The organism is Brevibacillus fortis (assembly GCF_003013395.1).
In the GTDB taxonomy this organism is placed as follows: domain Bacteria; phylum Bacillota; class Bacilli; order Brevibacillales; family Brevibacillaceae; genus Brevibacillus; species Brevibacillus fortis.
This window is the reverse complement of record NZ_PXZM01000010.1, coordinates 57,799-75,897: the sequence shown is the minus strand read 5'-3', so window position 1 is coordinate 75,897 and position 18,099 is coordinate 57,799. Positions and strand designations below refer to the sequence as shown.

Genomic DNA, 18,099 nt, shown 5'->3' with positions numbered 1-18,099 from the left:
ACGGGATAATAATTGAAGTGCGCGCAATTTTCTTCTTTATAATAAGAAGACGTTCCTGATCCAATTTTCTTTACCTATGATTTTTGTATATAAATGATGAATTTGGGGTAGAAGCCGGGAAACAAATCGTATATAATAGGTTCGTAATGAAGAAACGAAACAACGTTTCACCAGATGAAACTCCAAGTTATTATAGGGAGGTTGTATACATTGGCTAACAAAGATGCTTACAAAGTAAAGTCATCCCTGCAAGTAGGCGACAAGTCTTTTGCTTACTATCGCCTGCAAGGGTTGGAAGAACAAGGTTTGGGCGATGTTTCCAAACTGCCATTCTCCATTAAAGTTCTGCTCGAGGCTGCTATTCGTCAGTTCGACGGCCGTGCAATCACGAAAGAACACGTACAATCACTGGCGACCTGGACAAAAGGCCGCGACGAAAACCAAGAAGTACCTCTCATGCCAGCTCGTATCGTTCTGCAAGACTTCACCGGTGTACCGGCTGTAGTTGACTTGGCAGCGATGCGCATCGCGATGAAGCGCGCTGGTGGAGATCCAAAACGAATCAACCCATTGGTTCCAGTTGACCTCGTTATCGACCACTCCGTCATGGTTGACGATTTCGGTAACGCGTCCGCTCTGGACAACAACATGAAATTGGAATTCGAACGCAACCAAGAGCGCTACCGCTTCCTGCGTTGGGCACAAACTGCGTTTGACAACTTCCGTGCGGTTCCTCCAGCTACTGGTATCGTTCACCAAGTAAACTTGGAGTACCTCGCAACTGTAATCGCTACTCGCGAAGTAGATGGCGAACTGGTTGCTTTCCCTGACTCTCTCGTAGGTACTGACTCCCACACCACTATGATCAACGGTCTTGGTGTTCTTGGATGGGGTGTTGGTGGTATCGAGGCAGAAGCAGGAATGCTCGGCCAACCTCTGTATTTCGTAACACCAGAAGTAGTTGGTTTCAAACTGACTGGCACACTGAATGCTGGTGCAACTGCAACCGACCTCGCTCTGACTGTTACGCAAATGCTGCGTAAAAAAGGCGTTGTAGGTAAATTCGTGGAGTTCTACGGACCAGGCCTGTCCAACATCTCGCTGGCTGACCGCGCAACCGTAGCGAACATGGCTCCTGAGTACGGCGCTACAATGGGCTTCTTCCCAGTAGATGCTGAGACACTCAACTACATGCGTCAAACCGGTCGTGAAGAAGACCTCATCTCCTTGGTTGAAACTTACACCAAAGCACAAGGCCTCTTCCGTACTGACGAGACTGTAGACCCAGTATTCTCCGAAACATTGGAACTGGATCTGTCCACTGTCGTACCTAGCTTGGCTGGTCCAAAACGTCCTCAAGACCGCGTAGAACTGACTGCTATGAAGGAATCCTTCAATAACAGCTTGCGTACGCCGATCGACAAAGGCGGATTTGGTCTCTCCGAAGAAAAAATCGCAGCTAGCGCACCAGTTGCTTATGCAAACGGTGAAACAGCTACGCTGAAAACAGGTGCGGTTGTAATCGCAGCGATCACTTCCTGTACCAATACATCAAATCCTAGCGTAATGCTGGGTGCAGGTATCCTGGCGAAAAAAGCTGTAGAAAAAGGCCTGAAAAAGCCTGCTTTCGTAAAAAGCTCCCTGGCTCCAGGTTCCCGCGTAGTTACGCAATACCTGACTGACGCTGGTCTGATCGACTCCTTGGATGCTATCGGATTCAACGTAGTTGGTTATGGTTGCACCACTTGCATCGGTAACTCTGGTCCATTGCCAGAGGAAACCAGCAAAGCAATCGCTGACGAAGATCTGACAGTTGCAGCGGTACTCTCCGGTAACCGTAACTTCGAAGGCCGTATCCATGCACAGGTAAAAGCGAACTACCTCGCTTCTCCTCCATTGGTTATCGCCTATGCACTGGCAGGTACTGTAGATATCGACCTGACTACAGAGCCAATCGGCACTGGCAAAGACGGTCAACCTGTATTCTTGAAAGACATCTGGCCATCTCCACAAGAGATCGCAGCAGCAATGGATAAAGCGATGAATCCAGCTCTGTTCCGTGCTGAATACGGCCAAGTGTTCACACAAAACGAAGCTTGGAACAAAATCGACGTTCCAACTGGCGATCTGTACGAGTGGGATGAAAAATCCACGTACATCCAAGAGCCGCCATTCTTCCAAAACCTGGCTGGAGAAATCGCTAAAATCGCAGACATCAAAGCAGCGAACACCATCGCACTCTTCGGTGATTCTGTGACAACTGACCATATCTCCCCAGCGGGTAACATCTCGCCAACTAGCCCAGCAGGTCTGTATCTGCAAGCAAACGGCGTAGAGCGCAAAGACTTCAACTCCTACGGTGCTCGCCGTGGTAGCCACGATGTAATGATGCGCGGTACATTCGCGAACATCCGTATCCGCAACCAAGTAGCTCCTGGCACTGAGGGCGGCGTAACGAAATACCTGCCAACTGACGAAGTAATGTCCATCTACGATGCTTCCATGAAGTATCAAGCAGACGGTACTCCACTCGTTGTACTGGCTGGTAAAGAGTACGGTACTGGTTCTTCCCGTGACTGGGCAGCTAAAGGTACATTCCTCTTGGGTATCAAAGCAGTTGTCGCTGAGAGCTTTGAGCGTATTCACCGTGCTAACCTGGTTGGTATGGGCGTTCTGCCTCTGCAATTCGCTGGTGACCAAAGCTGGAAGTCCCTTGGCATCGACGGTACTGAGTCCTTCAGCATTGTTGGTCTCTCCGATGATGTTCAACCTGGTCAACGTGTAAAAGTAGAAGCGACCAAGAAAGACGGCAGCACTTTCGAATTCGAAGTAATCGTGCGCCTCGATTCCATGGTAGACGTAGACTACTACCGCAATGGTGGTATCCTGCAAACGGTTCTGCGTCAATTGCTGGATGAAGGTAAACCAGTAACTGCGTAAGCAAACGAATAAAAAATAAGTTCGTATCAGCACCCACCCAACGAAAAGGGCAGACTCCGAGTATCTCGGCAGTCTGCTCTTTTTTACGTTTCTAGTCCAACTCATTGTTGTAGTTTGCAGGCCACCGTGCAGATGGCCTGCTTTTTGTTTTCTCTTCCTGATAGGCCACGCTTAAGTGGCAAGGGCGGCGAATACGCATGGAAGAGGGAACAGGTTTCCTAGAAAAAGGGAGGGATTCGTGATGAAGAAGCTGTTTCGCGAAACCTGGATTGAAGTAAATCTCGATGCCATCAAGAAAAATATTCATGCGATACGTCGGCATATTCCTAAACAGACCAAAATCATGGCGGTTGTAAAAGCGAATGCCTATGGCCATGGTTCTGTCGGAGTAGCACGCCATGCCCTCACCTACGGGGCTACTTCCCTCGCTGTTGCCATCCTGGAAGAAGGCATCGTCTTACGAAAGGCGGGAATTGTAGCACCTATACTCGTGCTGGGATTCACTCCTCTTTCACGTGTCAAAGAAGCGGTCGCCTGGAATATAGAACTGTCCGCGTTTCAGGCCGATTGGATCAAAAAAGCCGATAAAATTGTCAAATCAACGGGTTTTCCCAATCGTTTGAATATCCATATCAACGTAGACACCGGCATGGGACGTTTGGGCGTACGAACAAAATCCGGGTTGCTTTCAGTCGTGAAGGCGTTAACGGCAAGCTCTGCACTTGCATGGACGGGAATCTTCACTCATTTTTCCACTGCGGATGAACCTGATCACACATTGACCAGAGTGCAACATGAATTATTTGTAAATGATCTTCGTTATCTAAAGGAACGAGGCTTCGAGCTTCCGACCGTGCACATGTGCAATACCGCTGCTACTATTGCCTTTCCCGAATTCAGCGCCGATATGATCCGCCTCGGAATCGGCATGTACGGGCTGTATCCATCCGCTTATATCCGACAATTGAATCGTGTCAAACTAGTTCCGGCACTCAGCTTAAAATCTCGCTTCTCTTATGTAAAGACCATGCTGACCGCACCGTTTACCATCAGTTACGGCGCTACATACATAGCAAAGCGTGGAGAGGTCATCGGGACGATTCCAATCGGTTATGCCGACGGTTATTCGCGTGCACTCTCTAACCGAGGTTTTGTTCTGTATCGCGGCAAACGTTTGCCGATCGCAGGGCGAATAACGATGGATCAGCTGATGGTCAGCTTGGGAGAGGGCAGTGGAAAGCAAGGCGATGAGGTCGTGATTTACGGCAAGCAAGGAAAGGGAGAGATTACTGTCGACGAGATTGCCGAAATGCTCGGGACGATCAACTATGAAGTCGTTGCCACCCTCAGCAATCGCATCCCTCGTTTGTTTTTGGAAAAGGGGGTGGCTGTAGAGATCTCTCATCTGTTGCCGGAAGGTTAAATGAGGCAGCCATGTGAATAATTTTTCCGTGAAAACAAAAAAATAGGGAAAACCAATTCGCGGAAAGGAACCGAAACATGAAGTCGCGATTCGCATACGCCACCCTTCTCCTGCTGGCGCTGAGTCTGTCTGTGATCGGCTGTAAGCCAGACTCAGCTTCCCACATCCGTCAGCATAGCCTTAAGACCCAGCCCTCAGCCGAGAGATCTGAATCGCAAAAGCCTATCTTGCTCATTCTCATTGATTCATTAATGGACAAATCACTCCAAGAAGCGATCCGGCAAGGCCGCGCTCCTGCTTTGGCTTATTTGATTGCAAACGGGCGCTATTACCCGCAGGTGGTGAGCTCATTTCCTACCATGTCGGTAACCATCGACAGCACCCTCCTTACTGGGACGTATGCCAATCAGCATCATGTACCGGGATTATCCTGGTTCAGCAACAAGGAAAAACGGATGATTTATTACGGGTACGGTCCCAAAGAGGGTCTGAAAATCGATCAGCCACAAGTGCTACTAGATATCCTTCAGCAATTGAACCTGGTCCAGCTCAATCCGAAAACGAAAACCATTCATGAAGAACTGGCGGAAAAAGGCAAGGATACCGCTTCGATCAATGGAATTATATGGCGAGGCAAAACAGCACACACCTTACAGATTCCCCGTCTCATTGAATTCAGTACGCGTTTGCCGGGCGAGGTGAATGTGAATGGGCCAAAACTGCTGTCGTATGCAGCATTTGCCCAGCTTGATCCAAATCAAAAGAGTGAAAAGCGCATTTGGCGAAAATACGGAATGAACGATGAGTTTTCCGCCCAGGAGATCAATTATCTCATCACCAACAAGAAGCTCCCTCCTCTTACCATTACGTACTTTCCGGAAAACGACATGGAGGTACATATGAAGGGAACCGCTACCATTGAAGGGGTTGAAAAAGCAGATAAAGCGCTGCAAACCGTGCTTGATACTTTTGGTTCGTGGGACAAGGCCATCAAAGAAGCGCGGTGGATCGTCATGGGAGACAGTGCCCAGAGCGCTGTCCTTGATGATCGCCAGGCGGCTACCATTGACTTGCGCAGCTTATTGACCGACTATCAAATAGCCAAAATTAGTCAGCCTGTCACACCCACTGACCAAATCGTCATTTCGACCAACGAACGGATGGCCTATATTTATGCCCTTGACCCGAGTATTCCATTACCCGATATCGTAAAACGTTTGCAGCGTGAACCGAAGCTGGACATCATTGCGAGGAAGGAAGACAAAAAAATTGTCGTTACGGCAGGCAAGATCAACCGGCAGTTTACCTACCGACCAAACGGACCCTATACTGATCCATATGGTCAAGCATGGACCTTCAGCGGTGATCCGACTCTGCTCGATATCACCATCAACAAGAACCGGATCACGTATGGGAAATATCCGGACGTCTTGGCGAGGCTCTACGGCGCGATGAATTCTCATGAAGGTAGGTATGTGATCGTAACTGTTCAGCCTGGGCATGAGCTCATTACGGAAAGTTCCCCCACCCATATCGGCGGAGCGGCACACGGTTCCTTGCACGAGGTGGATTCACTCGTTCCCCTGCTGGTAACCGGGACAACCACACGACCCCAAACACTGCGACTCGTCGACATGAAAGACTGGCTGCTGCGCCTGACAACCGAATAAGTGAATCAGCTTTTAGGGAAAGGGCGGGCTCCAGCTATCTGCCCTCTTCTCTTTTTATTCCTTCATCACCCTCATTGTTGTAAAATTAGGGAAATAAAGGAGCTGAGAAGATGTCATTAAAAGAATCCTTGCTCGCGATTCGGGCGAATAGCTTTCTCGCGCCGCCACATGCTTTTGAATTAACCCTCGAAATGATTGCACACATCGGTTCACCCGATCCCCAGCTGCGTGATGAACTCATCTATTCTACGTTTTCTCATTGGATCGAGGAAGGAGTGCTCTCCCCTGAACAACTGCAAGAGCTGCTAGCAATTGCACTTGACGACCAGCATTTATTTTATCGGATAGGTGAAAATGGAACAGACTCGGTATTCACGCGCTCTTTTTCCGTTTTATTGCTTCCCCTTATCCTGATCCTGCATCGGAACCATCCCTTTCTCGCCAAAGAAGCGATCTATTACGTAAAAGACAAACTTTTCTCTTACATACGACAAGAAACAGACCTGCGAGGCTATGTGGAAGAAAAAGGCTGGGCACATGCTACCGCTCATGCTGCAGACGCTCTCGATGACCTGGCCCAATGCAGTGAACTGGATAAGACTGACCTGAAGCAAATTCTCGGAGTCATCCGTGAAACAATCGCAGGGGCGAAGTCAGTTTATGCGCACGAAGAAGATGAGCGCTTGGTGACTGCCGTCCTTTCTGTCTGGAATCGTGATGAACTCTCTTTGGATGATATCGATGGTTGGGTTCGGAGTTTTGCGAATCGTTTGGATAATAGCTATTCCATTGAAGCGTATACGGTGCGAATCAATGTGAAAAACTTTTTGCGGAGCTTGTACTATCGCATTCACGATCAGGAAAAGTATAAGCGGATAGCAGCGACCTTACTTCCTCTAAGTGCACAGCGAGCATAGTCCCTGAAAACCAAAACGAATACATGTTCTCCTCTATTTTAGACACCCTACTAAAGAGGAGGGATGATGCATGGATCAACAGAGCTTTGAACAAATTTATGAAACGTACAAAAATGCTGGAGAACAACAGGCGATCCAGGAAAATAAAGGTAACCGTCCGCTGGCGAATACAGGAAAAGAGCAAATCGTGGCCGTAAGGAAAAACGACGATGGAGACTTGATCGCCTTTAAAACAGACGCAGGCCGTGAGCTCGACTATATCACCGCACTCAACGATGCAAAGGCTGGCAAGCTGGCTCATGTAGATGTGTTTCACAAGTACGGGAGAGACATTCTACGGAGTGAGCCTGACGGAATCAAGGAAAACAATTTGGATCGTCTGCCCGACTTTTGACAGCAAAAAGGTCGCCCACAGCAGAATCGGGGCGACCTTTTTGTTAGTGGATAAACTTTCCGGTAATCGATTCTTTCGTGGCTGCTACTTCTTTTGGCGTTCCGCTCGCAACGACGCTCCCTCCAGAAGTACCTCCTCCAGGTCCCATATCAATCACCCAATCAGAAGCTGCGATCAATTCTGTGTTGTGCTCGACCATAATCACTGTATTTCCGGCATCGACCAATTTGCTCAAGAGTACATGAAGCTTCTCGATGTCAATCGGATGCAGGCCCGTCGAAGGCTCATCCAGTAGATATAGCGTATGACCTGTAGAAGAAGCACTCAGCTCCCTGGCTAGCTTCAACCGTTGTCCTTCACCACCGGACAAGGTCGTCACGGACTGCCCCCATTGCAAGTAGCCGAGTCCTACCTCACACAGCAGGGTCAGCAATTGCGCCATCTTCTTTTGCTCGCTGAACAAAGAGAGGCTCTCCTCAATACTAAGCATCAATATATCGGAAATGGCATAGTCTTGGTACATTACCTCCAAGACCTCAGAACGAAATCTTTTTCCTCGACAATCCGGGCAGACGACCTGCAAATTGGATAGAAAATGCATGTCCACTTCCACTTGACCCAGTCCCTCGCAGCGCTCACATCTTCCACCCGGCGTATTGAATGAAAAGTGCTTGGCATCCAAACCACGCTCTTTGGCTGCTGGCAAGGCGGCGAATATTTTGCGCAAGAGCGTATACAAGTCGACGTACGTAGCGACATTGGAGCGCTGCATGCGTGATAGAGGCGACTGATCCACTGTAATCACGCTTTGAATGGCTTCAAGTCCCGTAATCGCACGGCACCCTGCTGCTTTTCCGATTCGCTTCTCGGCAGCCACTGCCAGCAAATCGTAGACAAGTGTCGATTTACCCGAGCCTGAGACACCCGAGACTGCTACCAGCCTTCCCAGTGGGAACGATACCGTCACATCGCGCAAATTGTGCAATGTGGCCCCTTGAATGGTGATCCACTCGCCTGTTCCTTTGCGCTCTTTGGACGACAGTACTCGCTGTTCTTTCAAGTAGCGCCCTGTGACAGAATGCGGTTGGTTCAGCAATTCTTTCAACGAACCTTGCCCGACGATTTCGCCGCCAAAACGTCCTGCTCCTGGCCCCACATCAATCACGTGATCCGCTTCTTGAATCACTCGTTGATCATGCTCGATGAGTAACACGGTGTTACCCAAATCACGCAGCTCCTTCATGACCTTCACGAGTCCATCCGTGTCTTTTGGATGCAGACCCGATGTCGGTTCATCCAGCAAATAGAGAACACCCGTCAAGCCAGAGCCGAGTATGGAAGCGAGCCGCAATCGCTGTGCTTCACCACCAGAAAGAGAGATGGCTTGCCGATCTAGGGTCAAGTAGCCCAGCCCCACATGGAGGACTCGCCTGATTTTGATGAGCAAATCATGAAGGACAGCCTCCAAAATCGTGTCTTCTTCGTCAACAGATCGCGTGTGGACACTCTCCACCCAATCCCCCAGCTCCTCCAACGAGCTTTTCGATAGGCTCGGCAGCGTCCTGCCTTCGACTGTGACGAGGCGACTCTCCTCCTTTAACCTCTCACCATGGCAGTCGTGACAAGGTTGGGTAAGAAAGTAAGCAGCTTCGCCGGATTGCCCACCTTTTTCCTTATATCGTTGCCACATGCCTGTGATGACCCCTTTAAACCTTCCTTTTCCTACCGTTTTCGGGGGCTGAACAGAAGGGAAGTGTCGAGTAAACTCCTCGCTCTCCACGCCATACTTGAGCAAATCCCACTGTGCTTCGTTGTACTCGTTCAATGGCAGATTCATCGGCAGGTCGTAATGTTTTCCTGCCCCCTCCAGTACGCTAGCCTGATATTCATTAATCGCCTCGTACCAAAAGGTAACCGCTCCTTCTCGAATGCTCTTCGTTTCATCAAACACAGCTTCCACATCAATATCGACGACCGTTCCCAATCCACTGCAAGTCGGGCAAGCACCTTGGGGCGTATTGAACGAAAAATCTGCTTTGGTCAGAGGGAGATGGATATGGGCACATACGGGGCACGTAACGGCTTCTGTTTCTCCGCCATTGGCCGCAGGTGCTATGGGTACGTGACACTTATAGCAGCGTCTCTCCCCCTTCTTTTCATAGATTGTCCGCAGATAGGTATACATGTCTGTGACGGTTCCCACTGTCGATCTGGGATTACGGTTGGTCACATGTTGACTGATCGCAATGGAGGGAGACAGTCCTTCGATCGAATCCACACGAGGTTTCGCGAGTGATTCCGATGACATTCCACTGGACTCCATATATTGTCGTTGGCATTCTCGTTGCAGAATATCAAGTGCCAGCGTCGATTTACCAGATCCAGATGGTCCCGTTACCACCACGAGACGATGCTTGGGAATATCAAGAGATATGTTCTTCAAATTGTTTTCTCTTGCTCCCCGAATGCGAATCAAGTCTTTCATGCAAAAAACCTCCTTCATGATTGAAATGTCAGTCCCTTTTCCTGACGAAGACTGACCTGCTTGATCTACTATATAACATTCATGCAAGTGCCAAGGTTATTGCAAAAATGGCTCTATGACTACTGTTAAAATGAAAAAGAATCCCGTCACGGAACTTAAAAGTTTTTCTCGAACAACTTTCTAGTCATGCTTCGTCTTAGCAATAACGAAGCACGAAAAAAACGGCCCTCTTCTCCTTAGACCTTGCAGCAGATGGACAACCGATCCAATGCTGCAAGGTCTAAAAAGAAGAAGGGCCACTAGTTTGCGGCAGGATGTATCATAGCTTCCGAGGTGCCTTTTTATTGTGTAGGAGTTGGAATCGCTGGCTCGTTCTCACCGCCCAAGCGACGGCGTGCCGTCTCCCTTTTTCCCACGGCCGGTAGATGCTCTCCTGCCTTGGCCAATCCCCAGACAGGCATATTTCCGTAAAGGCATTCATATTTTCCCGCTTCAACCAAATACGTCTCGTGAAAAATCCCAACCGTTCCATCCGTCCCTACCGCTTGGTTGAACTTCCTCCACGCGCTCAGATGATTGTGGCTTTTTCTCGCGTAATTTTCCAGATGCTCATAGGATCGCCAGTACTGGATTTGGGTGATTTCACGCAGATTAAAATGCGAAGTATGACCCAAAAGTCCGAGCTCCGGGTGCTGATACAATTCTCGCATCATGCCTCCCATCGCGTTGGCCACTGGCATCCACTTGTGAACCGCAAGCATACGGTTGATTCGCATCCCGATGATAAATACGACGAAAGGTCCTTCCATTTGTGCTGTAAAACGCCCTGGAACTACTTTTGCCATCCGACTCCCCTACCTTAACAAAGATTTGAGGTGCAGCTCGTAACAACCCATATAATCAGTGACATGGAACAAATGTGCAGTCAGATAGGCTCCGTAAAACATCGAGAATAGCAAAATAACGGCTTCCTCCTCTGACAGGTGAAGGGCAAGCTGACCATCTTCGGCTGCTTCTTGCACGCACTTTTGCAAAATTTGATGCAGATCAGTGGCTCTAATGGCTTCTCTCTCTTCATGCTCGGAAAAGCGCAAATACAATTCAGCATCAGATAAAATCTGTACACACGGGTGCATTTTTTGCTCGGCTAAAAAGCTGATAAGGCTAAGCATGATCCCTGGTTGCTTCTCGCTATCACGCGTAACCTTGGCAAAAATATGCCGAACGGCTTCCCAACCTCTCTTGCCAGTACTCCGCAACTCAACGAAGCACTCTGCTTGCCATATGCTCATGTAATAAATCAAGAGCTCTTCCTTCTGCGGGAAAAATTTAAAGAACGTGACCTTCGACACCTCTGCTCGTTCGCAAATGTCATCAACCAGTACATTTCGGAAGCTCCCGTCGCCCATCAGCTCCAAGGCAGCATCCAGAAGGGCGAATTTGGTTTTTGCTTTCTTTTTCTCACGTAACGATAATGCTTCTGCCATCTTGTACTCCTTTTTCCACATTTCCGCTTTTATTTATCATAGTACATAAATTAACTTAAGTAAAGTTTTTATACAACCCTCTTTCATTACACATGACACATAATAGGAAGCACTCGAAAGCATGCCAACCTATTGATGTGAGTGTCAAAAATGTAATGGATATTATCTCTACCATTGACAAAATTCCGGTGAGGACAATCCGAGGAAAAGTTGAGAACACATCTTGTGCGAGTATGAGGAGAAAGGCACTTTGCCAAGTAAGAAAGTCCACCTTCCTTTTCAAATCGTCATACCTGTTTTCTTATGTATCATCGGCTGGCTAAAACAAAAAAGGAACACCAACCCGTGGTAATCCGGCTTTGATGCTCCTATTTGTTCTGGTTGTTTTTCAAGTACTTATTTGATGTAGATAAGATGAGCGGGAGGAAAAACACAAAGATCAACATCATTTCGTCCGCCCCGGCTCTCTTCATTATTTTTTAAAAAAACCCTTACCGTTTCGGAAAGTCGGATTCCCTGAACCATCTCCCTGAAAAGAATCACGCTTATACGTATTCCACATACTTCTGGTTTTTGTCACCCCTGCTCGCGTTCGCTGGTACCAACGGCATGCTTATATTCTACTTTTAGCCAGTCTTCTAATCTCTCGCCTGTGGGCCCCTTGATCCTGTAGCAGGCGGGGAAAGGTGCGTTGCGGACGGCATGAGCCTCTGGAGAGTGCCACACATCATAGAAGGAACGATGGCGAACGTTCCCCATTCTTATATAATCTTTGGCAATGTCACATCCCAACACATCAAAGTCAGTCGTGATATTTAGGTGTGTCCAGCCAGCCGAACATGAGCTGCACTCAAAGCCTGCCTCGTCACTCAGAGAAAATTCCGGCTCTACATGGGCGGAACCACGGGACCGCATCTGTATGCGCAGAGAAGGAAGGAACAGGTCAGGCGGAAACTGCCGCGAATACTCATTCAGATTCATCCAAAACTGAAAAGCATCCTCTTCATCGAGAAGCAGCTCAGGGTGTTTGAGTGCCTGCACCGTACGCTGAATATTCAAAAAATGAAAGCGTTTAATATCGGGGTAGAACTCTTCAATTAGGAGATGGGCAGTGGCCGCGTTGAGTTTGTGGACGACACAAGAGAGTTGAACTTGCATCTTTGTCCCTTTTAAAGCCCGGATATTGCGAACCACTTCCTCAGTTCGGCCTCTTGAAACATCATTGATCGTCGGATCAATGGAGTCGAGCGAAACCTGGAGAATAAAATTTTTTTCACTGACGAGCTCTTCCAGCTCTTCGCAAAATTTCTGATTGACCATCGTTCCGTTCGTCAGTACACCAACCCGGAGCCCGCCCTTTACGCTATGATGTATGATGTCCATTACATCAGGATGCAGCAACGGTTCCCCTCCGGCCAATGTCAAGTCGAAGACACCTAATTCGATTAACTCATCAATTAGTTCCAATACCCTTCCCGTATCAATCCTCTTGCCTTGAAATGGCATGGCGTAGCAGTATTTGCACGCCAAGTTGCAGTAGTCTGTCAACCACAGACATACGGCGAAGGGAGCCCTCAACGGGGCACGAGTGTTTATTGCGGGATCCACAGGCCTGCCCCCTTTAGAAACGCTACAAAACAAGCCACATCGTGTTCTGAGAATAATTCAGACGTGAAGTTCTCGAAGTCTCGGTTTCCTCTTTGATAGGCAATTCGAAGCTCATAATAGAGTGCCAAGCCAGATTTGTTCAGCTTAAAAACACGGTCGGATCTGGGTTCAAATAGGATTGCTCCAAAATCCTCCTTGCGAACGATAGCTGTGTACATCGGGTCAACATCTTCTCTTAATCCCATCCCAGCCAGTTTCGTGTAATTCGTGATCCACTGGTTTGAAATCCATTGCACACTCCAATCCATGACAGGCAGCCGGAAAACCTCGGATTCCACCGTTTCAATGCCCATTAAGTCCCCCGTCACGTCAGCCTTGACCTCGGAATGTCGCTTTAGGAAGCTTGCATGCCCTTTGCCAACGGGGAATTCCTGATTCAAAGAATACATATACAGCTCAATTCTTGGAGGTTCGACCTTCTTGCTTCCCTTCTTCCCACTATGATCCATTGTGCACGGCTTGCACCCTTTACCTGTTTTTTCTTTCATCCAATCAAAACATGCAACATCGTATGGGATAAACTCACTTAAAATTACAAAATACCCCATACTATTCTTATGTTTGGGAACTATCATCTACTTACACCGTATAAAATAGGAATACAGCTGAGGTTGATTGGAGGGAAAGAGATGAAAGCAATCGTATACGAGCAATACGGGCCACCAAATGTCTTGCAGCTTCAGGATGTTGCCACGCCAGTACCAAAGGACGACGAGATATTAATCAAAGTCTATGCTGCAACCGCAGCAGCGGGGGATTGGCGCTTACGCAAGGCAGATCCTTTCCTGGCACGCATGTTCAATGGTCTGTGGAAACCGAAGAAAGTCAAGATTCTCGGCTTCGAATTAGCCGGGGTGGTCGAATCAACGGGCAGTGGTGTGACCCAGTTTAAGCCGGGGGATGCCGTCTATGCTGCCTGCGGAAACGGCTTCGGCGCGTATGCCGAATACAAATGCCTACCTGAGACCGGTTGTATTGCACTGAAGCCTGCGAACATGACGTTTGAGGAAGCAGCAGCGGTTCCGGTCGGTGCCTATACAGCTATGCAATTTCTCCGGAAAGGCAATATCCAGCCCGGCAGGCGCGTGCTCGTATACGGTGCTTCTGGCAGCGTCGGGACGTATGCGGTGCAGCTCGCCAAGCATTTCGGTGCGGAAGTGACCGGAGTATGCAGCACATCCAATGTGGAGTTGGTAAGATCGTTGGGGGCCAATCGGATCATTGATTATACAAAAGAGAACTTCGCGGACGACGATACGGTCTACGATATCATTTTCGATACGGTTGGAAAGAGTCCGTTTCAGGCATGCGTCGAGCGACTGACACCGAACGGCTTCTACCTGCGAGCTGTCCATTTTAGCCCTCTTCCAATCATCCGCGGGATTTGGACGAACATGACGAGCGGTAAGAAGGTGATTGGCGGAACCGCGAAGGAAAACGCGGAAGACTTGAGGTATGTAAAGGAGCTGATCGAGGCTGGCAAGCTGCGTTCCATTATCGATCGCATTTATCCGCTAGAGCAAGCAGCAGATGCCCACTCCTATGTGGAGCTGGGGCACAAGAAAGGCAACGTGGTGTTAACCGTCCGATAATGAGTACGTATCGATCGGACAAAAAATAAAGCCAATCAAAACACATTCTCTTCGTGTTTTGACTGGCTTCTTCGTTATTTCATCATTTTTCCCATCCGATAGGCTGCCTCCATGATGTAAGGCGCATATTGGCTCATTTTTTCAGGAGTTAGGCGGTTGGAAGGACCCGACGCCGCAATAGACGCTACCAATTGTCCGTTGCGGTTGAATATCGGAACGGCAACAGCTGCTGTCCCCAGCTCCCGTTCCTCCACGCTGGTCGCGAAGCCTTGCTTCCTGATTTGATCCAATTGTTCAATAAAAGACTCCTTGTTCACATAGTCAGGCCAATTCGGGTCACTGATGACTTCCTGTAAAATGTAAGGCTCTGCATAGGCAACAAGTACTTTACTGGATGCCCCCACCGCAAGTGGCATACGCGCTCCGATTGGCGCCACCCTGCGAATCGGTTGCTTACTTTGGACTGCCTGTACGCGTATCCGCTCGTTTCCATCCCGCACGTACAGACTGATCGTTTCCTCCACCAAATCCCGCAAGCGCTCCATCTCCGGCAACAGCAATATCGCTGGATCATCGTTTTGCGACAGATTGGCGGATAACTCCCAAACCCGAAACCCAAGTCGGTACTTCTCCGTTTGAACATCTCGTATCAGAAACCCTTTGTTCTCCAGCGTTGCCAGCAAACGATGCACGGTACTTTTATGCAAGGAGAGTCGACTCGCTATCTCGCTCAGGCCCAGATCCGTAGCGTCCGTAAAACAGAGCAGGATATCCAAAGCCCGATCGACTGCCCGAACGTTTGCTTTTTGTTCTTCTTCCATAAGTGTTTGACACCTGCTTCCTACTTTGTTCCGATCGTTTCGTCTGATGAAACGAATATGCTACTTTTCAGTATACGAAAAAATAAAGCATAGTAAAGAGCGAATCCGGAAGCTCCCCTACCTATTTTCTGTTCACGAGGACATTCCCACAAGCGCTGAAACCAGACAGGACATACACTGACAGCAAGATTTCACCGTTTCCATTCTCGATTGGGGGAATGAACTCATTGAGCAAAAAGAGCGAATCCAAACTGACCAAGCATAGCGTGCTCCGGGCAAGCCCTTCGCTTGTCTCGGCCTTACCCCAGACACGTCGTTTTTCCAAACAGTCTTTGCATGCTTTTCTGGATCAATACAAAAAGGTGATCGTCAAGCCAGCAGGCGGAAGTGGTGGTGCTGGCGTCATGCTCGTCACACGGAAAGCCAAGAGCCGTTACCGCGTCCAGCGTGGACCTTCACACCGCACATTGCGTGGCAAGTCGGAGACATACAGATATCTGCGCAGCAAAATAACGACCCCTTACCTGATTCAGCGCGGTATTTCGCTGGCACGCGTCAATGGTTCCTTGTTCGATGTAAGAGTGATGGTCCAAAGAAGACCAGGCTCTCCTTGGGTCGTCACGGGAATGCTTGCAAAAGTAGCAGGCCTGGGCTATATCATCACCAATGTCAAAAGAAGCAAGGGAAGGGTGCTGCCGATCCGCACAGCTATTCAGCGCTCTTCCATTCGCGGTGCTTCTTCCTCCACGATCATTGCCCGCCTGCGAAGAATCGCCCTACTCGCTGCGAATCGATTGGCACGCTATTACACGAACCAGAAAGTCTTTGGGCTGGATATGGGCATTGACGCAAGTGGACGAGTGTGGATTATTGAAGCCAATCTGCGACCGGACATCACTCTGTTCCTGAAGCTTGCCGACAAATCCATGTACAACACCATATGTGCATACCGACGACACGTATAAGAAAAGGGAGCCGTTCTATTGCGGCTCCCCTTTTATGCGCTATCGTTGTCCGTTTAAAAATCAAAATTGTCCGGGTCTGGCCCAAATCGCTTGCTGTCATTCAAGGCATAGATTTTTTCTACATCCTCTGCATGGAGAGAGAAATCAAAAATATCTGCGTTCTGGCGAATCCGCTCTGGTGTGATCGACTTCGGAATCGTGACCACTTGGTTTTCCAAATCCCAGCGAAGCACAATTTGTGCAGGAGACTTGCCATATTTTTGTCCCAGTTCTATCAAAAGAGGATGATCGAGGTTTCCTTGCATCAACGGGCTCCATGCTTCTAGTTGAATATGCTGCTCTTTGCAATACGCATGTAATTCTTTTTGGGTAAGCAATGGATGATACTCGACTTGGTTGACAACAGGAATGATCTCGCTATGTTGGCGTAAATCCTCAAGGTGGTGGCTATGAAAATTACTGACGCCAATCGCTCGTACATATCCATCGCGGTACAGCTTTTCCAAGGCCCTCCATGTATCTACATACTTGCCTTTTACGGGCCAGTGAATCAGGTACAAATCCAGCGTATCGATGCTCAATTTTTTCATACTTTCATCAAAAGCCTTCAGCGTTGACTCGTAGCCTTGATCCGCATTCCACACCTTGGTCGTGATGAACAATTGATCGCGATCAATCCCGGCTTGACGGATTCCTTCGCCTACGCCGGCTTCGTTGCCGTAGATGGCAGCCGTGTCTATACTGCGATAACCTGCCTCAATCGCGGAACGGACGGCTAACGTTTCATTTCCGTCTTTTGCCTTCCAGACACCCAGACCCAGCCAGGGCATCTTCACCCCGTTGTTCAGAACGGAATGATTTGTGATAGATGTTGCCATTGGATCTCCTCCCGTCTTACGCTGATATGTACTTACATTAAGAAAGTGTAGCATAAATACACAATGAAGCAAACCTTGCTACTCTTGCGAATGCTTTAATAGATGCATGCAAGTACGCCTACAGGCGGAACAGATGGCTGCCGTTACTTTTTCAACATTAGTATAATCTTTTCGTATAACTGTCTTGCAGGCCCTCCGCCACTTCTTTTGCCGTCACACCTGGAAGCTTCACATGATCCGCCAGCATTTGCGCGACATTAGGAGTCGTCCCTTCTGCCGGCCACGACTCCGGCTTCCATAATCCTGAGCGCATAAATGCCTTTGCACAGTGGACGAAGCACTCCTCTACCTTTACGCCGATCCCAAGCGTAGGTACCTTCCCGTTGACCGCCATCCTCGCCAGTATTTCTTCATCCTGAATAATGCAAGCCTTGCCGTTCACACGGAACGTCTCTTCCAGCGTAGGAATCAAAAAGATAAGCCCAATTTGCGGGTTGACCAAAATGTTCGTGATGGAGTCCATCCGCTTGTTTCCCGGCCGCTCGGGAATGACCAGGTGATGATCGTCGATGACATGCACAAAGCCAGGCGCATCTCCACGTGGCGAAGCATCGCAATGACCATCTTTGTCTGCTGTGGCAATGATGACAAATGGCGCTTGGGCAATAAACTTGCGGCTATGATCATCCAGCTGGGATATCGCCTTGTTCTGTACGAGACGACTTGGCTCTCCGACCATTTCGCGCAGTTGTTGTTCTGACGTCACAACATCACGGAAAATTCCGAATCCTGACATGACTAGCCCCTCTTTCCTCTGCTTGTTCGAACCTGCCACCATCATACCATATTTGTCCATTCT

Annotated in this window: 15 protein-coding genes; 7 read left to right on the top strand and 8 right to left on the bottom strand. The window is 48.8% G+C overall.

What is annotated here, in order from left to right; translation table 11 throughout:
• The first annotated feature begins 210 nt into the window (after positions 1–210).
• The 5 genes from acnA to C7R93_RS07230 all read left to right on the top strand — a co-directional run bounded on the left by acnA (position 211) and on the right by C7R93_RS07230 (position 7,344).
• The gene (gene acnA / locus C7R93_RS07250) at positions 211–2,940 is read left to right on the top strand and encodes an aconitate hydratase AcnA (RefSeq protein WP_106838184.1); all 2,730 of its coding nucleotides are present in this window, start codon (positions 211–213) and stop codon (positions 2,938–2,940) included.
• A 241-nt stretch (positions 2,941–3,181) separates the two neighbouring features.
• Positions 3,182–4,363, top strand: a complete 1,182-nt coding sequence (alr, locus tag C7R93_RS07245) for an alanine racemase (protein WP_106838183.1) — start codon at positions 3,182–3,184, stop codon at positions 4,361–4,363.
• A gap of 77 nt (positions 4,364–4,440) precedes the next feature.
• On the top strand, positions 4,441–6,033 hold the full coding sequence (locus C7R93_RS07240) for an alkaline phosphatase family protein (protein ID WP_106838182.1): 1,593 nt from the start codon (positions 4,441–4,443) through the stop codon (positions 6,031–6,033).
• A 110-nt stretch (positions 6,034–6,143) separates the two neighbouring features.
• Entirely contained in the window at positions 6,144–6,950 is an 807-nt protein-coding gene (locus C7R93_RS07235; RefSeq protein WP_106838181.1) for a DUF2785 domain-containing protein, read from the top strand.
• 70 nt (positions 6,951–7,020) lie between these two features.
• Positions 7,021–7,344: a DUF3892 domain-containing protein gene (locus C7R93_RS07230; RefSeq protein ID WP_106838180.1), complete on the top strand. Its 324-nt coding sequence runs from the start codon at positions 7,021–7,023 to the stop codon at positions 7,342–7,344.
• Positions 7,345–7,387: 43 nt separating this feature from the next.
• Here the strand turns inward: C7R93_RS07230 and uvrA are convergent, their stop codons facing one another.
• The 5 genes from uvrA to C7R93_RS29930 all read right to left on the bottom strand — a co-directional run bounded on the left by uvrA (position 7,388) and on the right by C7R93_RS29930 (position 13,277).
• Positions 7,388–9,829 (bottom strand): excinuclease ABC subunit UvrA, encoded by a 2,442-nt coding sequence (gene uvrA / locus C7R93_RS07225; RefSeq protein ID WP_106838179.1) that lies wholly within the window; start codon positions 9,827–9,829, stop codon positions 7,388–7,390.
• 341 nt (positions 9,830–10,170) lie between these two features.
• The gene (locus C7R93_RS07220; protein ID WP_106838178.1) at positions 10,171–10,674 is read right to left on the bottom strand and encodes a DUF4188 domain-containing protein; all 504 of its coding nucleotides are present in this window, start codon (positions 10,672–10,674) and stop codon (positions 10,171–10,173) included.
• A 9-nt stretch (positions 10,675–10,683) separates the two neighbouring features.
• Positions 10,684–11,316 carry a TetR/AcrR family transcriptional regulator gene (locus C7R93_RS07215; protein WP_106838177.1) on the bottom strand — a complete coding sequence of 211 codons (633 nt, stop codon included), beginning with the start codon at positions 11,314–11,316 and terminating at the stop codon, positions 10,684–10,686.
• Between the two features lie 576 nt (positions 11,317–11,892).
• A complete protein-coding gene (locus tag C7R93_RS07210) occupies positions 11,893–12,924 on the bottom strand; it encodes a radical SAM protein (RefSeq protein ID WP_146142414.1) in 1,032 nt (343 codons plus the stop codon).
• The gene (locus C7R93_RS29930; RefSeq protein WP_146142413.1) at positions 12,909–13,277 is read right to left on the bottom strand and encodes a hypothetical protein; all 369 of its coding nucleotides are present in this window, start codon (positions 13,275–13,277) and stop codon (positions 12,909–12,911) included. Before C7R93_RS29930 ends, C7R93_RS07210 begins: the two co-directional genes overlap by 16 nt.
• A 336-nt stretch (positions 13,278–13,613) precedes the next feature.
• Between C7R93_RS29930 and C7R93_RS07205 the strand changes: the two genes are divergently transcribed.
• On the top strand, positions 13,614–14,576 hold the full coding sequence (locus C7R93_RS07205; RefSeq protein WP_106838175.1) for an NAD(P)-dependent alcohol dehydrogenase: 963 nt from the start codon (positions 13,614–13,616) through the stop codon (positions 14,574–14,576).
• 74 nt (positions 14,577–14,650) lie between these two features.
• Here C7R93_RS07205 and C7R93_RS07200 read toward each other — a convergent pair whose 3' ends face one another.
• Positions 14,651–15,397, bottom strand: a complete 747-nt coding sequence (locus C7R93_RS07200) for an IclR family transcriptional regulator (RefSeq protein WP_106838174.1) — start codon at positions 15,395–15,397, stop codon at positions 14,651–14,653.
• A gap of 227 nt (positions 15,398–15,624) precedes the next feature.
• On the opposite strand from C7R93_RS07200, the gene C7R93_RS07195 reads away from it, so the two are divergent.
• Complete coding sequence (locus C7R93_RS07195) at positions 15,625–16,362, top strand: YheC/YheD family protein (RefSeq protein WP_106838173.1); 738 nt, start codon at positions 15,625–15,627, stop codon at positions 16,360–16,362.
• Between the two features lie 53 nt (positions 16,363–16,415).
• Here the strand turns inward: C7R93_RS07195 and C7R93_RS07190 are convergent, their stop codons facing one another.
• Both C7R93_RS07190 and C7R93_RS07185 read right to left on the bottom strand, forming a co-directional pair.
• Entirely contained in the window at positions 16,416–17,240 is an 825-nt protein-coding gene (locus C7R93_RS07190) for an aldo/keto reductase (RefSeq protein WP_106838172.1), read from the bottom strand.
• A 157-nt stretch (positions 17,241–17,397) separates the two neighbouring features.
• Entirely contained in the window at positions 17,398–18,036 is a 639-nt protein-coding gene (locus tag C7R93_RS07185; protein WP_106838171.1) for a pyridoxamine 5'-phosphate oxidase family protein, read from the bottom strand.
• Positions 18,037–18,099 lie beyond the last annotated feature (63 nt).

What these genes read in the sequence shown, in the direction of transcription:
- alr (WP_106838183.1), top strand. Translation starts at nt 3,182, where the DNA reads ATGAAGAAGCTGTTTCGCGAAACCTGGATTGAAGTAAATCTCGATGCC.
- C7R93_RS07240 (WP_106838182.1), top strand. Translation starts at nt 4,441, where the DNA reads ATGAAGTCGCGATTCGCATACGCCACCCTTCTCCTGCTGGCGCTGAGT.
- C7R93_RS07235 (WP_106838181.1), top strand. Translation starts at nt 6,144, where the DNA reads ATGTCATTAAAAGAATCCTTGCTCGCGATTCGGGCGAATAGCTTTCTC.
- C7R93_RS07230 (WP_106838180.1), top strand. Translation starts at nt 7,021, where the DNA reads ATGGATCAACAGAGCTTTGAACAAATTTATGAAACGTACAAAAATGCT.
- uvrA (WP_106838179.1), bottom strand. Translation starts at nt 9,829, where the DNA reads ATGAAAGACTTGATTCGCATTCGGGGAGCAAGAGAAAACAATTTGAAG.
- C7R93_RS07220 (WP_106838178.1), bottom strand. Translation starts at nt 10,674, where the DNA reads ATGGCAAAAGTAGTTCCAGGGCGTTTTACAGCACAAATGGAAGGACCT.
- C7R93_RS07215 (WP_106838177.1), bottom strand. Translation starts at nt 11,316, where the DNA reads ATGGCAGAAGCATTATCGTTACGTGAGAAAAAGAAAGCAAAAACCAAA.
- C7R93_RS29930 (WP_146142413.1), bottom strand. Translation starts at nt 13,277, where the DNA reads ATGGGCATTGAAACGGTGGAATCCGAGGTTTTCCGGCTGCCTGTCATG.
- C7R93_RS07205 (WP_106838175.1), top strand. Translation starts at nt 13,614, where the DNA reads ATGAAAGCAATCGTATACGAGCAATACGGGCCACCAAATGTCTTGCAG.
- C7R93_RS07200 (WP_106838174.1), bottom strand. Translation starts at nt 15,397, where the DNA reads ATGGAAGAAGAACAAAAAGCAAACGTTCGGGCAGTCGATCGGGCTTTG.
- C7R93_RS07190 (WP_106838172.1), bottom strand. Translation starts at nt 17,240, where the DNA reads ATGGCAACATCTATCACAAATCATTCCGTTCTGAACAACGGGGTGAAG.
- C7R93_RS07185 (WP_106838171.1), bottom strand. Translation starts at nt 18,036, where the DNA reads ATGTCAGGATTCGGAATTTTCCGTGATGTTGTGACGTCAGAACAACAA.